This is a genomic window from Methylobacterium sp. AC433 (assembly GCF_979253015.1).
In genome coordinates, this window is the sequence record NZ_CEEDBN010000017.1 from 1 (window position 1) to 16,688 (window position 16,688).

The following is a 16,688-nucleotide window of genomic DNA, read 5'->3' on the forward strand; positions in this document are numbered from 1 at the left end:
GAGCTCCACAGGACCGTTCACGCGCCGAACCAGGATGCGCACGAAAGGGAGTTGACCGATGAACCCCGAATAGAGAACAAGTTTCCCGCGGCGACGTCCGCCAGCACTTGCTTCTCCAGGGACAAGTCAGCCACAAACCGGCGCAATCGCGCGTTCTCGCGCTCCAGATCCTTCATCCGACGGGCTTGGTCGATCTGCAGGCCGCCGTACTCCTTGCGCCAGCGTGAGTCGCTCTGCTTGGAAATCTCGGCCTCCTTGCAGGCCAGCGCCAAACTCTTGCCCTGGGCCGTCTGCACCTCGATCTGGCGAAGCGTCAGCACCACCTGCTCCGCACCCGTCTTCTGACCTCGCTTCATGCCCAGCTCCTTCGGTCCTGGCCGATCCTCTCAATCAGCCCGGTCCAAAGCCAGCCGGTCAGGTCACGCCCATAAAGCGGATCGCCCGTACTCTCCGCCTCGGTCCTACTGGTCGTTAGCGAGAGACGCGAGCAACATGTCCCAAAGTGCCGGGGACGAGAACAACTCTCCGAGGAAAGCCAAAAGGGCAAGGACAAGGGTACTCCGGCCCTGATGCCGGAGGTCCCGCAAACGACGTACGTGTAGATAATTCTCCGCATGACATGCCGGCCTGGTACGAAAAACAGCGGCTTTTTGATAAAGTATGTCGCGAAAACGCGAGCGCGCGTCAGCTCTTCGGAATCGGCCGGCCACGGCAGGCAGCGCGATATTGCTGTCGGCTCAAGCCTTTCATTCCTCGCCGGTCAGCAACACCTGTGCAGGCCACCTTCCGGTCGGCCTTGCTCAGGAAACGCGTGCCTGTGGTCGGGACGTTTGTCGGCGCAGGCGCATTGTAGGATTGAGCAAAGCTCGCCATCGGAACAACAATTAAGAAAATCGCTAAAGCAATAGGCTTCTTCATCACGCAGAGACTCCGTCGATCGCAGACCCGAACATCGCTCGGCCACGTTTATCCGTGGTAGGCTTGCGGGTGTTTTTGCAAAGCAATAGTCAAGCCAAGCTTATCGACTGGCTTCTGGAATGTTGGAGGATGGCGTCAGCGTTTGGCAGGTCTCAAGTGCTAGAGGCACGGGCCACACTTTCTCACCGGCGCGCCACGTCAGTGGGTGGCGTCATGTTTACAACCATCGCGGCCGCGGGCGCGTCAGCCAAGGTCGAGGCAACGAAGACGTGCGTTGCGTCCGGCAATGCTTCAGTCAAGATTGCGCTTAGCGTCGCGGCCGCTCCATCGACGTGGTCGAGGGCACCGTCGATCACAAGAATCTCCGGCATCCGGACGATCGCGCGCACCAGATCAATCACGACCTGCTGCCTGAGTGTCAGGTTCCGGCCGCGGTTGCCGACTTCGTAGTCGAGGCCGCGCAGGCGGATGGCGGTTTCGAGGTCGAGTTCCCGCACGACGGCGCGAACCTCGCTCTGGATGAAGGCCTCGCCATGTATCTTCGCCGTATCAATACGCCCCAAGAGGAGGTTGTCGAGGATGGAACTGCGGCTGTTGATCCGGCGCGGATCGTAGGGCTCGACGTCATCGCCGTCCGGCCCCTGAAGCGCCAGCCGCACGGGGCCGCGGGCCGCAACCAGGCGAGCCATCAGGGCTTCGTCCAGGAGGCCGAGACGCTGGCGCGGCTCGATGTAAGACAAGGCGAGGGCTAGGAATGCCTCGGAATCCACCGGGCTGAGCGCTCCGCCTTGGCCGAGGCCCAAGAGCCGCCGCTCGAATTCCGGGAGTTCCTCAGGCGCGATGGTCGAGAACCGTCGGAACAGCGGGTGGCCGGCCGGGACATCGCGAAAAATTTCGATCAGGTTGCGCCCGATTGCGACACCCATCCGCGCCAGTTCATCGAGAAGGCTTGCGGACGCAAGGGCCGCGCGGAACCGGGGCTCGCCGGCGAGTGATCGGCCGACCAGAGTGGCGTCGCGCGGGACACCGAACAGCAGGTTCTCGGCGACGGCCGCCTGGGGATTGTAGCGCTGGTAATCGAACGGGATCACCAGGTTGGCCATTCCCCTCATGGCGAAATGGCTGCGCAGATGCGTGCGGGCCGCGATCACCCGACGGCCGAGGGGCGTGTCGTGCCGCACCGCGGACCGCATCGTCAGGCCGAAGCGGTAGAGGTCTTCCCCGAGGCCGAGCCGTTCCAGCAGCCCGAGCATGCGCGCATCGAGCCCGGCCATGTCCGCGACTCCAGACACCGCGAAATCGATCCAGAGATCGTCGACGGTTTCGACCGGATTGCCACTCACCCGGGCCTCGAGGAGCCGCCGCCCGTCCGGATCGGCGGCGCGTCCGTCCGCCCCTGGCGGGTTCCGGCGCAGGCCGTAGAGGATGTTGTCGCGGATGGTGCCCGGAAACAGCGTCGGGTCCGGCCCCGCATAGGCGACACGGCGTACGCGGGCCGGTTGCGGCAGGGTGGCGAGATCGTGCCCGCCGATCGACACCGTGCCGTTGTGCGGGGTGGCGAGCCCGGCGAGTACGCGTCCGAAGATCCGGGATGCCTGGCCGCCGGCGGAGATCAGGGCGAGTTGCGCGGGCAGGGTCACGGCGAAATCCGCGATCTCCAGCGGCGCGCCCCCGTGCGGCTCGTGAAGGCTCACGCCCCGGCTCAGCAGGGGTGTGCCGAGGGCGCCGACTACAGGCTCAGCGTCGGCGTCCGGCCGCAAGCGGCGGGGCGCGAAATGGGCCGCCACCGTCTCGTACTTCACCTCGACGTCGAGGCGCTGCTGATCCCAGTCGATCAGCTCCTTGAGGGGCGGCGGCAGGTCCCGATAGGCCGCCAGCACCGCGACGAGCTGACCGATGTCGAGCTGGCCGCGCAGGGCGAACATCCCGCCGATGGCGTAGAACAGGAACGGCGTCACCTGCGCGAGCAGGTTGTTGAGATATTTGACCAGAAACTTGCGCTTGTAGATCTTCAGCCGCAGGTCGAAGAGGCCGTAGAGCCGACCGGCGATCTCGGCCCGCTCCCAGCGCCCGGCATCGTTGACCGTCACGGTCTCCAGCCCGTCCAGCACCTCACCGACGCGCCCGGCGAAGCTGCGGGAGGCGAGCTGGCGCCGGCGGCTGAGCCGGATGATCTCGCGGCGCAGGCGCGGGATCACGACGATCTGGACGGCGACGATGCCGCCGGCGACGAGTCCGAGCCAGACATTCTGCATCAGGATGAAGGCCAGGGCGGTGGCGGCCTGCGTGCCGAGGAAGGCCGGCACCACGACGGCGTCGCCGATGAAGGTGCCGATCGGCTCGACCTCGTCGCGGATGATGGTCGCGGTCTCGGACGACTTCACCTCCCGCATCGTCTCGGGGGTGAAGCGCAGCATCAGCGAGAACAGCTGGAAGCGCAGCCGGCGCAGCATGCGCTCGCCGAGGATGCCCTTGGTGAGGTTGATGTAGAACTTGAAGGCGCCGTTGATCAGGACGAGCCCGAGGAACATCAGCGACAGGCCGAGCAGCAATTCGGATCGCCCGAGCTGGAACCCCTCGAAAATGCGGTGAACGGTGCCGTCGCCGCCGAGCCATGTCGGCCAGTGGACCGTGACGTCGAGGAGGGGGGCGGTGGCATTGCCGTGCTGGAAGGCCTTGCCCGTGATGGCGTCGTTGACGATCCGGCGCGGCAGGTCGAGGGAGGCGAAGTAGAACGGCAGCGACGCGAGGACGACGAGGCAGATCGCGAGCTGGTCGCGCCTGGAGTATCGCCAGATGTACCCGAAGAGCCGCGGCTCCAGATCGCGCATCGCACCGATGTCCCGGACGCGCGCCGGAGCCTGCCTCGGGAGAGGGAGGGGAGCGTCGTCGAAAGGCCCTCGCCGACATAGCTCGACGGCACGGGATTTGTAACCACGGCCCAGCTTGTGCGAACAGTGTGGTGCCGCTCGGGTCCGGCTTCGGAGACTCCCGTTGATCAAGACGCGAACCCGTGACGTTGAGGACGCACCGGCGGAAGGCGGACGCATCCTCATCTACAGCCACGACACCTTCGGACTCGGTCACCTGAGGCGTTCGCGGGCCATCGCCAACGCCCTCGTCGCCGCCGATCCGGACACGCGGGTAAGGGTGGTTTCGGGCTCGGCGGTGATCAACCGATTCGCCTTCGCCGACGGTGTCGCGCCCGTGCGCATCCCGGGGGTGACGAAGCGGCCCGACGACACCTATGCCAGCCTCGACGGGCAGACGCCCCTTGACCGCACCGTCGCCGAGCGGTCGGCGATCATCGCCCGGACCACCGCGACGTTCCGCCCGCACCTGATCATCGTCGACAAGGAGCCGACGGGCTTCCACGGCGAGATGCTGCCCGCCCTGGAACTGGCCTGCGCGCAGGGCTGCCGGGTCGTGCTCGGGATTCGCGACGTCCTCGACGAGGCCGAGCGCCTCGTACCGGAATGGGAGCGCAAGGGGGCCTCGGCCGCCGTCCGGCGCTACTACGACGAACTCTGGGTCTACGGCGCGTCCCGCATCCACGAGCCTCTCGCGGCCCTTCCCATCGCCGCCGAGGTCGCCGACCGGCTGATCTATACCGGCTACCTGCGGCGCGAGGCACCGGTGCCGCATCACGACCGCCGCGAACCCGAGATGGCGCGCGCGCCCTTCATCCTCGTCACGCCGGGGGGGGGCGGCGACGGTGACGGCCTGATCGACTGGGTGATCGCCGCATACGAGGCAGATCCGGGCATTCCGCTGCCGGCGTTGATCGCATTCGGCCCGTTCCTGTCCGCCGGGAGCCGCGCCGGCTTCCTCGCCCGGATCGAGCGGCTGCCGGGCAAGCTCGCGGCGATCACCTTCGATACCGAGATCGAACTCCTGATGGAGAAAGCCGCCGGTCTCGTGGCGATGGGCGGCTACAACACGTTCTGCGAGATCCTGTCCTTCGACAAGCGCGCGATCCTGGTGCCGCGCACGCAGCCGCGTCGGGAGCAGCGCATTCGGGCCGTGGCGGCGGACGCGCTTGGCCTCGCCCGCTGCCTCCTGGACGAGGCGGGGCGCGACCCTGCCCGCATGGCGGCGGCGTTGCGCGCGCTGCCGGAGCAGCCGCGCCCGTCGTGCGCGATCGGATCGGGCCTTCTCGACGGCCTCGAGGCGGTCACGGCGCGCGTCCGGGCGCTGACCGCCCCCTCCCGGGTCGACGCGTCCGCGACCCTGCGCCGATGCGTGAGCGCCTGATGCCGCCGGCCCGGACGGCGATCGTTCTGAAGGGCTATCCGCGCCTGTCGGAAACTTTCATCGCCCAGGAACTGCTGGCCTTGGAGCAGCGCGGCCTGCCTCTGGCGATCTGGTCGCTGAGGCGGCCTACCGACACGGCCCGCCACCCGCTTCATGACGCCATCCGCGCGCCGGTGGCCTACCTGCCGGAATATCTCCACCAAGCGCCGCTCTCCACCCTGCGCGCCCTCGCCTGGGCGCTGTCACGGCCCGGGTTCGGCGCACTGATGTCCCGCTTCTGGCGCGACCTGCGCCGCGACCCGAGCGCCGCCCGGCTGCGGCGCCTCGGCCAGGGGCTGATCCTGGCGCACGCATTGCCCGATGCGATCACCCATCTGCACGCCCATTTCCTGCACGCGCCGTCGAGCGTTGCCCGCTACGCCGCCCTCCTGACCGGACGCAGCTGGAGCTTCTCGGCCCACGCCAAGGACATCTGGACGACGCCGGACTGGGATCTCTCCGAGAAGGTCGCCGAGGCCGCCTGGGGCGTCACCTGCACCCGCGACGGGCTCGGCCGCCTGGACGCGCTCGGCGGCCGGAGCCGCGTGCATGTCGCCTATCACGGCCTCGACCTGTCGCGCTTTCCCGCGCCGCCGACGCATCGGCCGGCGCGCGACGGATCGGATGCGGCCGATCCCGTCACCCTGCTCTGCGTCGGGCGGCTCGTCGCCAAGAAGGGGCACGACGACCTCGTCGACGCCCTCGCGGCCCTGCCGGCCGGCCTGCACTGGCGCCTGATCCTGATCGGCGGCGGCGAATTGCGGGCGGCCCTGCAGGCGCGCGTGACGGAGCGGGGCCTGTCCGGGCGCGTCACGTTCCGCGGCGCCCTGGCCCAGCCCGCGGTCGTGGATGCCCTGCGGAACGCTGACCTCTTCGTCCTGCCGGCGAAGGCGGCACCGGGCGGCGACCGCGACGGGTTGCCCAACGTTCTCATGGAGGCGGCGAGCCAGCGCCTCGCGATCGTGGCCACGCAATTCGCCGGAACGCCCGAATTTCTCACCCATGAGGCCGACGCCCTCCTGGTGCCGCCCGGCGATGCCGCCGCCCTGGGCGACGCCATCGGCCGGCTCGTGCGCGATCCCGGCCTGCGGGCGCGCTTCGCGGAGGCGGCCTACCGGCGGCTCGTGCGCGACTTCTCGATGGAAGCCGGGATCGACCTCATCGCCGGCAGGCTCGCGGGCGGGACACCCGCCGTTCCGTCCGCCTCGGGCCCGGGGGAGACCTGTCCGTGCGAGTGCTGATCGCGGTCACCCACCTACTCGGGGCCGGGCATCTCACGCGCGCGGCCGCCCTCGCCCGGGCTCTCGTCGGCGCCGGGCACGCGGTGACGCTGGTCTCGGGCGGGGCGCCGTCTCGGCTGATCCGCTTCGACGGCGTCACCCTGGTGCAACTGCCGCCCCTCCATGTCCGCGGCACCGCGTTCGCCCGGCTGCTCGATGCCGAGGGGCGGGACGCGGCGCCGGAGCTGCTGACCGAGCGTCGGCAACGCCTCCTCGCGGCGCTGGCCGAGACGGCGCCGGACGTGGTGGTGACCGAGCTGTTTCCCTTCGGCCGCCGGGCGCTCGCGGATGAGTTCCTGGCCCTCGTGGAGGCGGCCCACGCCCTGCGCCCGCGCCCGCGCGTCCTGGCCTCGATCCGCGACATCCTGGTCGCCCCCGACAAGCCCGACCGCATCGCGACCGCCCATGCGCGGATCGCGGCGCTCTACGATGCCGTCCTCGTGCATGGCGATCCGGCCCTCGTCCCCCTCGAAGCCTCCTGGCCCGTGGATGCCGGTCTCGCAGCGCGGCTGCACTACACCGGCTATGTCGACGAGGGCGAGCCGATCCCTGAATGTGACACACCGCGTGCCGGCGTCCTGGTTTCGGCCGGGTCGAGCGCGGCCGGGCTCCCGCTCCTCGAAGCCGCGACCGGCGCCGCGCGCCTGCGCCCCGATCTCGGCTGGCATATCCTGGCGGGACACGGCATCCCGGAAGGGACGTTTCGCGCCTTGAGCGACGCGCTGCCCCTCGGCATCGTCACCCGCGCCCGGCCGGATTACCGCGCGCTCCTGGCGCGCGCGGCGCTCTCGGTCAGTCCCTGCGGCTACAACACCGCCGTCGACCTCATGGTCACCGGCACGCGCGCCGTCCTCGTGCCGTTCGAGGCGGGCCGCGAGACCGAGCAGCGGATGCGGGCCGAACGCCTGGCCGCACGCGGCCGCGCCCGCATCGTTCGGGAGGCGGAGCTGACGCCCGGGCGCCTGCTGGACGAAGTCCTGCGGGCCATCTCCGATCCCGTCGCGCGCGACGACTCTGTCGACATCGCGGGCGTCGCGGGTGCGGTAGCGATCATCGAGACCTTGGCGCGGCGGGCACGCCCGGCGGCCCCGGCGCGTCCAGCGAAGCGGCCGGACTGGCGCCCCCTGCGGGCGGCCCTCGACCGCGCAGCGCAGGACGGCCGGCGCGTACCGATCTGGTGGCGCGACGACGACGCCGTGGCGGCGACCCCGGCCCTGGATCGCCTGCTGCGCCTGTCCGAGACCTTCGCGGTCCCGATCCTCATCGCGGCGATCCCCGCCGGTGTGGAGCCGTCGCTGGGACAGTGCCTCGATGCGGCGCCGCTCGCCCGCGCGGCGGTGCATGGCCTGTCGCATGCCGATCACGCGCCGGCCGGGTCCAAGCCGGCGGAGTTCGGTCCCCATCGGCCGTCGGCGACCTTGCGCGCGGAGGCGTCCGAGGCCCTGCGCCGGGCCCGCGCCGCCTTCGCGCACGACCTGCTGCTGCCCGTCTTCGTGCCGCCCTGGAATCGCCTCGACGCCGATCTCGCGCGGGCGTTGCCAGGCCTCGGCTATGCCGGGCTGTCTTCGGTGCCGGGCATGCCCGCGCTCGGGTTATCCGTGCCGGGGCTCGCGCGGGCCGACATCCACCTCGATCCCATCGACTGGCGCGGCACGCGCTCGCTGGCCGACCCGGCCGGGCTCATCGCGACGCTGGTCCATGCCATCGAGGCGGATGCGCCGGGGCCGCTCGGCCTCCTCAGCCATCACCGGGTCCACGACGCGGCGATCTGGGACTTCCTCGAAGCCCTCCTCGATCAGGTCCGGACCCACCCGGCCCCGATGATCCGCGACCCGCGCGACCTCTTTGCGCACCCGGTGGACGAAGCGACGACGGCATGGCCTACTGGAGCCCTGGCCCCGCGCGCGAGGATGCCGTGAGCCCCCTCCTGTCCATCCGCGACCTTCAGGTGGATTTTCGCGGCGAGGCCGGGCCGTTCCGGGCGTTGCACGGGCTCTCCCTCGACGTGGAACGGGGACGCACCCTCGCGCTGGTCGGCGAATCGGGCTCGGGCAAGTCGGTGACCGCTCAGGCGATCATGCGGATCCTGCCCCGGTCCGCCGCGATCACCGCCGGGCGCATCACGTTCGCCGGCGCGCGCTCCGGCGAACGGCCCGTCGAGATCGCGGCCCTGCCGGCCGACGGGACGGCGATGCGCGCGCTGCGCGGTCGCCGCATGGCGATGATCTTCCAGGAACCGATGACCTGCCTGTCGCCGTTGCACACGATCGGCGATCAGGTCGGCGAGGCCCTGCGCCTGCACACGAAGGCCGGCCGGCGAGAAGCCGACGCGCGCACGCGGGAGGCCTTCGCCTCCGTCGGCTTCCCCGATCCGGAGCGGGCGCTCCACACCTATCCGTTCGAACTGTCTGGCGGCCTGCGCCAGCGCGCGATGATCGCCATGGCGCTGATCATGCGCCCCGATCTCCTCGTCGCCGACGAGCCCACCACCGCCCTCGACGTGACGACCCAGGCCCAGATCCTGGCGCTGCTCGCCCGTCTCCAGGGCGAGACCGGCATGGCGATCCTGCTGATCACCCATGATCTCGGCGTCGTCGCCAACATGGCCCACGACGTCGCCGTGCTCTACCGGGGCCGCCTCGTGGAATCCGGTCCGCGCGAGGCGGTGATGCGCCATCCCCGGCACGGCTACCTCCAGGCGCTGATCCGGGCCGTGCCGCGCTTCGCGATGCGGCCCGGCGAGCGCCTGACCCCGATCCGCGCCGTCGACGCCGTGATCCCGGTGCGCGCGCCGCGCCCGCGGCCCATGGGGCCGATCCTGCGTGTCGAGGGCGTGACGAAGAGCTTCGCCCTGCGCTCGGGCCGCTTCGGGGGCGCGTTGCGGCAGGTCCGCGCCGTCTCGGACGTGTCCCTCGCGATCGAGGCCGGGACCACCCTCGGCCTGGTCGGCGAGTCCGGCTCCGGCAAGACCACCCTGTCGAAGCTCGTGATGCGGGCGCTCGCCCCCGATGCCGGCCGGGTCCTGTTCGACGACGGGGCCGGCCCGGCCGACGTGCATGCGCTGACCGGAGCCGACCTCTTCGCCTACCGGCGCGCGGTCCAGTTCGTGTTCCAGGACCCGTACGCCTCCCTCGATCCGCGCATGACCGTGCGTCAGATCCTCTGCGAGCCGATGGAGATCCACGTGATCGGCTCGGCGGCGCGGCGCGCCCGCGCCGCCGAGCTGATGGCGATGGTCGGCCTCGATCCGGCGATGCTGTCGCGCTATCCCCACGCCTTCTCGGGCGGCCAGCGCCAGCGCATCGGCATCGCCAGGGCCCTGGCCCTGGAGCCGCGCCTGCTCGTCCTCGACGAACCGGTCTCGGCCCTCGACGTCTCGGTCCAGGCCCAAATCCTGAACCTCCTGAAGGATCTCCAGGCGGCGCTCGGGCTGACCTACCTCATCGTCTCCCACAATCTCGCGGTGATCGATTACATGGCCGATACCATCGCGGTGATGTGCCGGGGCCGCATCGTCGAGGAGGCGTCCAAGGCGGCCCTGTTCCGCGACCCGGCCCATCCCTACACGCGCGCGCTGCTCGCCGCGGTGCCCGATCCGAGCCTCGACCATCTACTCGATTTCGCTGCCGTCAGCGGCGACCTGTCCGATCCGTCGGCGTGGCCCGCACCGTTCCGCCTCAGCGAGGGCGAGGCCGGCACCATGCACGCCATCGAGCCCGATCACCGGGTCCGGCACGGCTCCCCAGAGATGATGCAGGCGGCATGATCGTGTCCGGTCCGCACCCGCTGATGGAGCGCCTGCGCCGCCGGGTGCTGTCGCGGCTCTTCGACCGGCTGGGCTACGACCTCGTGCCGGCGGTGCCCGACTGGACCCACCGCCCGACCTCAGGCCCCGAGATCGAGTCCCTGGTCGCGGCGGCCTGCGCGAGCCTGACGCGCGACCTCGCGGCTGCCGCCCTGCCGCCGCCGCCCGGCGGTGTCCGGGACGCCGTGGAGACGTTCTGGGAGCTGATTCCGCGCGCGCCGGTCCGCCAGCGTCGCGGCGGCAGCGGCTTCAACGGCGCGCTTCAGCTCTACGTGGCGATGCGAGCCCTGCGGCCGCGAGCGGTCATCGAATCCGGCGTGTTCCGGGGGTTGACCACCTGGGTCATCCGGCAGGCCTGCCCCGACGCCCTGATCCTCTGTCACGACCCGGACCTCTCCGGCCTGCGCTACCGCGATGCCCGAGCCCGCTACAGCCGCGACGACTGGTCGACGGCCGACCTCTCGGACCTCGATCCTGCCGAGACGGTGGCGTTCTTCGACGACCACGTGGCGCAGGCGCGCCGCGTTCTGGAAGCACGGGATCGCGGCATCGCGCGGCTGCTGTTCGACGACGATGCCGCCGGCCACCGCATCCACGCCCATGGCGGCCCCGCCCACCCGACCATCGCAATGATCGCTTCCCGCGCCCACAGGGGCGAGGCCGAGCCGATCCGCTGGTCGCGCAACGGCCGCCTCTTCACGCAGGCCGCCGACGATCCGCGGCTGGGCGAGGCCGGCGCCTGCATCGCGTGCCTCCACCCCTTCGACGACCTGCATGGCGCCACCGGCTATTCGCCGGCGCGGCTCACCTCCGTCACCCTCGATCTCGGGGCGCGGCGATGACGGGCCTCTCGCGGCGTGCGATCCTGGCCGGCCTAGCGGCCACCGGATTCGAACCTCATCCAAGCTGGGGACAGCAGGGACCGGATGCCGGTCATCCGCCCGACCGGCCGCTGGTGGTCGATCTGGCCGCGCGGGGTCGGCGTCCGGGCGCGGCGGGCGGCACCATCCGCACCCTGATCGCGCGGGCGCGCGACGTGCGCTACCTCTCGGTCTACGGCTATACGCGCCTCGTCGGCTACGATGCGGACCTGAGGCTCCGGCCCGACGTTCTGGAGACCGTCGCGGTGGAGGCGGGGCGCTTCACGTTCAACCTCAGGGCGGGGCACCGCTGGTCGGACGGGGCGCCGTTCACCACCGAGGACTTCCGCTACTACTGGGAGGACGTCGCCAACGAGCCGACGCTCAATCCGGGCGGGCCGCCCGATTTCTTCCGCGTCGACGGGGCGTTGCCGCGCGTCGAAATCGTCGACGCCCTGACGATCCGCTACATCTGGGCCCGGCCGAACCCGCGCTTCCTGCCCGCGCTCGCCGCGCCGCGCGACCCGCTGATCTACCGTCCGGCCCATTACCTGAAGGCGGTCCATCCGCGCTACGCGGGCAAGGATGCCGCCGAGGCCCTGGCCAAGGCGCAGAAGCTGCGCGGCTGGGCGTCCCTCCACAATCGCCTCGACGACATGTTCGAGCTCAACAATCCCGACTGCCCCACCCTGCAGGGCTGGTGCCCGCGCACGCGGGCGCCGGCGACCCGCTTCGTCTTCACGCGCAATCCCCACTATCACCGGGTCGATCGCGCAGGCCGCCAGCTGCCCTACCTCGACACGATCGTCATGGACGTCGCGGCGGCCGGGGTCCTGGCCGCCAAGACCAATGCGGGCGAGGCCGACCTGATGTTCCGCGGGCTGTCCATGTCCGACATCCCGAGCCTGAAGGAGGGCGAGCGCGCCCACGGGTACCGCACGCGGCTCTGGCCGGTGGCGCGCGGCTCGGAACTCGCGCTGTACCCCAACCTCACCACCCTCGATCCGGGCTGGCGCGCCCTCAACCGCGATGTCCGCTATCGCCGGGCCCTGTCGCTGGCCATCGACCGGCGCACCCTCAACAACACCCTGCTGTTCGGCCTCGGGACCGAGGGCAACGACACGGTCATCGCCGAGAGCCCGCTCTTCGCGCCGGACCTGCGCACGCAGAACGCCGTCTACGACCCGGACGGCGCCAACCGCCTCCTCGACGCGGCGGGCCTCGGCCGGCGCGACGGTTCGGACATGCGCCTGATGCCAGACGGCCGGCCCGTTGAGATCGTGGTCGAGACCGACGGCGAAGGCGCCACGATCCTCGACGGCCTGCTCCTGATCGCCGAGTTCTGGCGCGAGGTCGGGCTCAAGCTCATCGTGAAGCCGCAGGAGCGGACCAACCTGCGCCGCCGCTCCATGGCCGGTCAGACCGTCATGGTCGCCGCCCAGGGGCTCGATCTCGCCGTGCCCACCCCGATCATGCCGCCCACGGGCCTGAGCCCGGCCCAACCCGATCATTATTCCTGGCCGCGCTGGAGCCTCTCGGTGGAGACGCACGGAACGAGCGGCGAACCGTGCGACCTGGCGGCCGTGCAGCGTCTGCTCGACCTCGACGCGCAGTGGCGCGGTACCGACGCGGCCGCGATCCAGGCCGGGATCTGGCGCGAGATGCTGGCGAACCACGCCGAGAACCAGTGGGTCATCGGCACCGTGGCTGGCGCGCTGCAGCCGGTGGTGGCCTCCGCCCGCCTCGCCAACCTGCCCGAGCGTGCGCTCTATGCGTGGGACCCGACGGCATTCATCGGGGTCCAGCGCCTGGACGAGGTGTTCTGGGACAGCGCCGCCGACCGCAAAGCGTCGGCGTCGTGATCGGCGCGATCCTGCGCCGCCTCCTCACGATGGCGCTCACCCTCCTCGCGATCTCGGCGCTCGTCTTCCTCATCATCAAGCTGCCGCCCGGCGACTATCTCAGCAACCGCATCGCGGAACTGCGCGCCATGGGCGAGGCCGGCTCGGTGGCCAAGGCCGAACTGCTGATGCGGCAATACGGGCTCGACCGTTCGGTGCCCGAGCAATATCTGATGTGGCTCGGCCTGATGCCGGGCCCGGCCGGCTTCTCCGGCCTGCTCCAGGGCGATTGGGGCTGGTCTTTCGAGTACGACCGGCCCGTGTCCGAGGTGGTGGGCGATGCCCTCTGGCTGACCCTGGTGGTCAACCTTGCGGCCCTGGTCTTCGTCCATGCGGTGGCGATCCCGGCGGCACTCTATTCGGCGACCCATCGCCACTCGGTGGGGGACGCCCTCGTCACCGCGCTCGGCTATGTCGGGCTCGCGGTACCGGGCTTCCTCCTCGCGCTGATCCTGCTGTTCTACGCCAATCGCTGGTTCGGCCTCTCCATTGGCGGCCTCTACGACGCGGCCTATACGGGCCGCCCGTGGGATGGGGACAAGCTGCGGTCGCTCCTGGCCCACCTCGTGGTGCCGACGCTTGTCATCGGTCTGGGCGGCACCGCGGCGATGGTTCGGCGGATGCGGGCCAACCTCCTCGACGAACTCGCCAAGCCCTACGTCGTCACCGCCCGCGCGAAGGGGATGCCCCCTTTGCGGGCGCTGCTCAAATACCCGTTCCGAATGTCGCTGAACCCGTTCGTGGCCGATATCGGCAACCTGCTGCCGCATCTCGTCTCGGGATCGGTGCTGGTCTCCCTGGTGCTCAGCCTGCCCACCGTCGGCCCGCTCCTGCTCGAGGCCCTGAAGAGCCAGGACCAGTTCATGGCCGGCTTCATCCTGATGTTCGTGGCCCTGCTAACGCTGGTTGGCATGCTGATCTCGGATCTCGTCCTGGTCTGGCTCGACCCACGCATCCGGATGGGCAGGCGCTGATGCGGGCCCCGGCCGACTCCCGCCACTTCGTCGACCCGGCCCCGTTCGACCCAGAATCCGGCCCCGCCCACGGCTCCGGGCTCGGGCAGGCCTCGGCGTGGCGGCTGATCTTTCGGAAGTTCCTGCGCCACCGCATCGCGGTCGCCTGCGCGATCCTCCTCGGGATGCTCTACGCCTCGGTTCCCTTCGTCGAATGGCTCGCCCCCTACGAGCAGGGCCGCCGCAACGGCGATTTCCTGCTCGCGCCGCCCCAGGGCGTGCACCTGTTCCACGAGGGCCGCCTCATTGGGCCCTTCGTCTATCCCTACCGGGCGCAGCTCGACCTCGACACCTTCCGGCGCGGATACACGCGCGACACCACCGCGCCCCAGCCGATCCGCTTCTTCTGCCGGGGCGGCGCCTATCGGTACCTCGGCGTGATCCCGAGCGACCTCCACCTGTTCTGCCCGCCGGCGGGCGGCACCCTCTTCCTGTTCGGGACTGACCGACTCGGCCGCGATCTCCTCTCGCGGATGATCTACGGCGCCCGGATTTCCCTCGTGATCGGTCTCGTCGGCGTCGCGATCTCCTTCGCGCTCGGCCTCCTGTTCGGCGGCATCGCGGGCTATTTCGGCGGCTTGATCGATGCCGCCGTGCAGCGCCTCATCGAGGTGGTGCGCTCCCTCCCGGAACTGCCGCTGTGGCTGGCACTGTCGGCCGCCCTGCCGCCGAACTGGAGCCCGCTCTGGGTGTTCTTCGGCATCACCATCATCCTCGGGCTGCTCGACTGGCCTGGTCTCGCCCGCGCCGTCCGAGGCAAGCTGTTGGCCCTGCGCGAGGAGGATTTCGTGTCCGCCGCCGAGCTGATGGGCGCCTCGCCGGCCCGGGTCATTGCGCGCCACCTCATCCCCAATTTCATGAGCCATCTCATCGCCTCGGCGACGCTGTCGATCCCCACCATGATCCTGGGCGAGACGGCCCTGTCGTTCCTCGGCCTCGGCCTCCGCCCGCCGGTGACGAGCTGGGGCGTGCTTCTCAACGAGGCGCAGAACCTCGCGGCGGTTCAGCTCTATCCCTGGCTGCTCCTGCCGGTGCTGCCGGTGCTGGTGACGGTGCTGGCCTTCAACTTTCTGGGCGACGGCCTGCGCGACGCCGCCGACCCCTATCATTGAACGAGACGTGCCCATGACCGACCCGCACGAGGCTCTCGGCCACGCCATCCGCGCCCGAAGCGCCACCATCGGGATCATCGGCCTCGGCTATGTCGGCCTGCCGCTGGCGCTCGCATCCGCGCGCGCCGGCTTCCGCGTGCTGGGTTTTGACGTGAACCCGGAGCGCGTAGCACGTATCAATGCGGGCGAGCCCGTCATCGCCCTGCTCGACACCGATGCGATGCGCAGCGCCCTCGACGGAGGATGTTTCCGGGCCACCGGCGATATGGCGCGGCTCGGCGAGGCCGACGCCATCCTGATCTGCGTTCCGACGCCGCTGACGCGCCAGCGCGAGCCGGACCTGACCTATGTCCAAGCCACCGCCGCCGACATCGCCCGCAGCCTGCGCCCCGGCCAGCTCGTCGTCCTCGAATCGACCACGTGGCCCGGCACCACGCAGGAGGTGCTCAAGCCCGCCCTGGAAGCGACCGGGCTCCGGAGCGGCACCGACTTCTTCCTGGCCTATTCGCCCGAACGCGAAGATCCCGGCAATGCGATCCACACGCTCGCGGCGACACCCAAGGTGATCGGCGGCGAGGGCGCCGCGGCCCTCGCCCTCGCCGAGGCCCTCTATGGGCAGATCGTGGCGCGCACCGTCCCAGTCTCGTCCACCGCCACCGCGGAGGCGGTGAAGCTGACTGAGAACATCTTCCGTGCCGTCAACATCGCCCTCGTGAACGAACTGAAGGTCGTCTACGACGCGATGGGCATCGACGTCTGGGAGGTGATCGAGGCCGCCGCCACCAAGCCCTTCGGTTTCATGCCGTTCCAGCCTGGTCCGGGGCTCGGCGGCCACTGCATCCCCATCGATCCGTTCTACCTGACCTGGAAGGCACGCGAGTTCGACGTCGCGACGCGCTTCATAGAATTGGCTGGCGAAGTTAACCGGCACATGCCGCATCACGTCATCGAACGCCTTGCGCGTGCCCTCGACAGCCGCTTCGGTCGCGCCCTCAGGGGCGCCCCGATCGTGATGCTCGGCATGGCCTACAAGCGGAACGTCGACGACGTGCGCGAGAGTCCGGCGCTGAAGCTGATGGAATTACTTGAGGAGCGTGGGGCAGTGGTCCATTTTCATGATCCTTACGTGCCCGAAATTCCGCCGACGCGGGACTATCCTCACCTGACCGGCCGCCGGTCGCAACAACTCGATGTCTCGCTCCTCGAAGACTGTGCGGCGGTCCTGATTGTCACCGATCACGAAGCGGTGGACTATGGTCGCGTCGTGGCACACGCACGCCTGGTCATGGATACGCGCAACGCCTGCGCCCGGGCGGGTCTGATCGGTGATCACATCGTCAAGTGCTGATCGCGCGTCCTACGCATTTCCCATCGGACGACGCTGTACTCTTCCGTGAATATCCCAAGACGGAGATATCCAGATCTCACGATGAAACAGATCCGCGCGACCAAGTCTTTCTTTTATAACCTCGGATGCTGTAACGATTGCTTATGATTTAGGGTGTG

General features: G+C 70.0%; 11 protein-coding genes and 1 pseudogene. 9 read left to right on the plus strand and 3 right to left on the minus strand.

Going from position 1 to position 16,688, the window contains the following annotated elements; translation table 11 throughout:
* Positions 1-77: 77 nt before the first annotated feature.
* From AC0IWM_RS19715 to AC0IWM_RS19725, 3 genes and pseudogenes are all read right to left on the minus strand, one after another.
* Positions 78-356 (minus strand): annotated as a pseudogene (locus AC0IWM_RS19715) (transposase); the annotation flags it as partial.
* A 328-nt stretch (positions 357-684) separates the two neighbouring features.
* The gene (locus AC0IWM_RS19720) at positions 685-918 is read right to left on the minus strand and encodes a hypothetical protein (RefSeq protein ID WP_471757928.1); all 234 of its coding nucleotides are present in this window, start codon (positions 916-918) and stop codon (positions 685-687) included.
* A 182-nt stretch (positions 919-1,100) separates the two neighbouring features.
* A complete protein-coding gene (locus AC0IWM_RS19725) occupies positions 1,101-3,749 on the minus strand; it encodes an ABC transporter transmembrane domain-containing protein (RefSeq protein ID WP_471757769.1) in 2,649 nt (882 codons plus the stop codon).
* A 163-nt stretch (positions 3,750-3,912) separates the two neighbouring features.
* Here AC0IWM_RS19725 and AC0IWM_RS19730 point away from each other — a divergent pair, with 163 nt between their 5' ends.
* The 9 genes from AC0IWM_RS19730 to AC0IWM_RS19770 are packed head-to-tail and all read left to right on the plus strand — an operon-like array spanning position 3,913 to position 16,530.
* Positions 3,913-5,172 carry a glycosyltransferase family protein gene (locus AC0IWM_RS19730; RefSeq protein ID WP_471757771.1) on the plus strand — a complete coding sequence of 420 codons (1,260 nt, stop codon included), beginning with the start codon at positions 3,913-3,915 and terminating at the stop codon, positions 5,170-5,172.
* Positions 5,172-6,452, plus strand: coding sequence for a glycosyltransferase family 4 protein (locus tag AC0IWM_RS19735; protein WP_471757930.1), 1,281 nt, complete (start codon positions 5,172-5,174; stop codon positions 6,450-6,452). Before AC0IWM_RS19730 ends, AC0IWM_RS19735 begins: the two co-directional genes overlap by 1 nt.
* Positions 6,440-8,410, plus strand: coding sequence for a glycosyltransferase (locus AC0IWM_RS19740; protein WP_471757773.1), 1,971 nt, complete (start codon positions 6,440-6,442; stop codon positions 8,408-8,410). The genes AC0IWM_RS19735 and AC0IWM_RS19740 overlap by 13 nt, the downstream gene beginning before the upstream one ends.
* The gene (locus AC0IWM_RS19745; protein WP_471757775.1) at positions 8,368-10,257 is read left to right on the plus strand and encodes an ABC transporter ATP-binding protein; all 1,890 of its coding nucleotides are present in this window, start codon (positions 8,368-8,370) and stop codon (positions 10,255-10,257) included. Before AC0IWM_RS19740 ends, AC0IWM_RS19745 begins: the two co-directional genes overlap by 43 nt.
* Complete coding sequence (locus AC0IWM_RS19750) at positions 10,254-11,138, plus strand: hypothetical protein (protein ID WP_471757776.1); 885 nt, start codon at positions 10,254-10,256, stop codon at positions 11,136-11,138. Before AC0IWM_RS19745 ends, AC0IWM_RS19750 begins: the two co-directional genes overlap by 4 nt.
* Positions 11,135-13,018 carry an ABC transporter substrate-binding protein gene (locus tag AC0IWM_RS19755; RefSeq protein WP_471757778.1) on the plus strand — a complete coding sequence of 628 codons (1,884 nt, stop codon included), beginning with the start codon at positions 11,135-11,137 and terminating at the stop codon, positions 13,016-13,018. The genes AC0IWM_RS19750 and AC0IWM_RS19755 overlap by 4 nt, the downstream gene beginning before the upstream one ends.
* Entirely contained in the window at positions 13,015-14,031 is a 1,017-nt protein-coding gene (locus AC0IWM_RS19760; RefSeq protein ID WP_471757780.1) for an ABC transporter permease, read from the plus strand. The genes AC0IWM_RS19755 and AC0IWM_RS19760 overlap by 4 nt, the downstream gene beginning before the upstream one ends.
* On the plus strand, positions 14,031-15,182 hold the full coding sequence (locus tag AC0IWM_RS19765; RefSeq protein WP_471757782.1) for an ABC transporter permease: 1,152 nt from the start codon (positions 14,031-14,033) through the stop codon (positions 15,180-15,182). Before AC0IWM_RS19760 ends, AC0IWM_RS19765 begins: the two co-directional genes overlap by 1 nt.
* A gap of 13 nt (positions 15,183-15,195) precedes the next feature.
* Positions 15,196-16,530, plus strand: coding sequence for a nucleotide sugar dehydrogenase (locus AC0IWM_RS19770; protein WP_471757784.1), 1,335 nt, complete (start codon positions 15,196-15,198; stop codon positions 16,528-16,530).
* Positions 16,531-16,688: the final 158 nt, after the last annotated feature.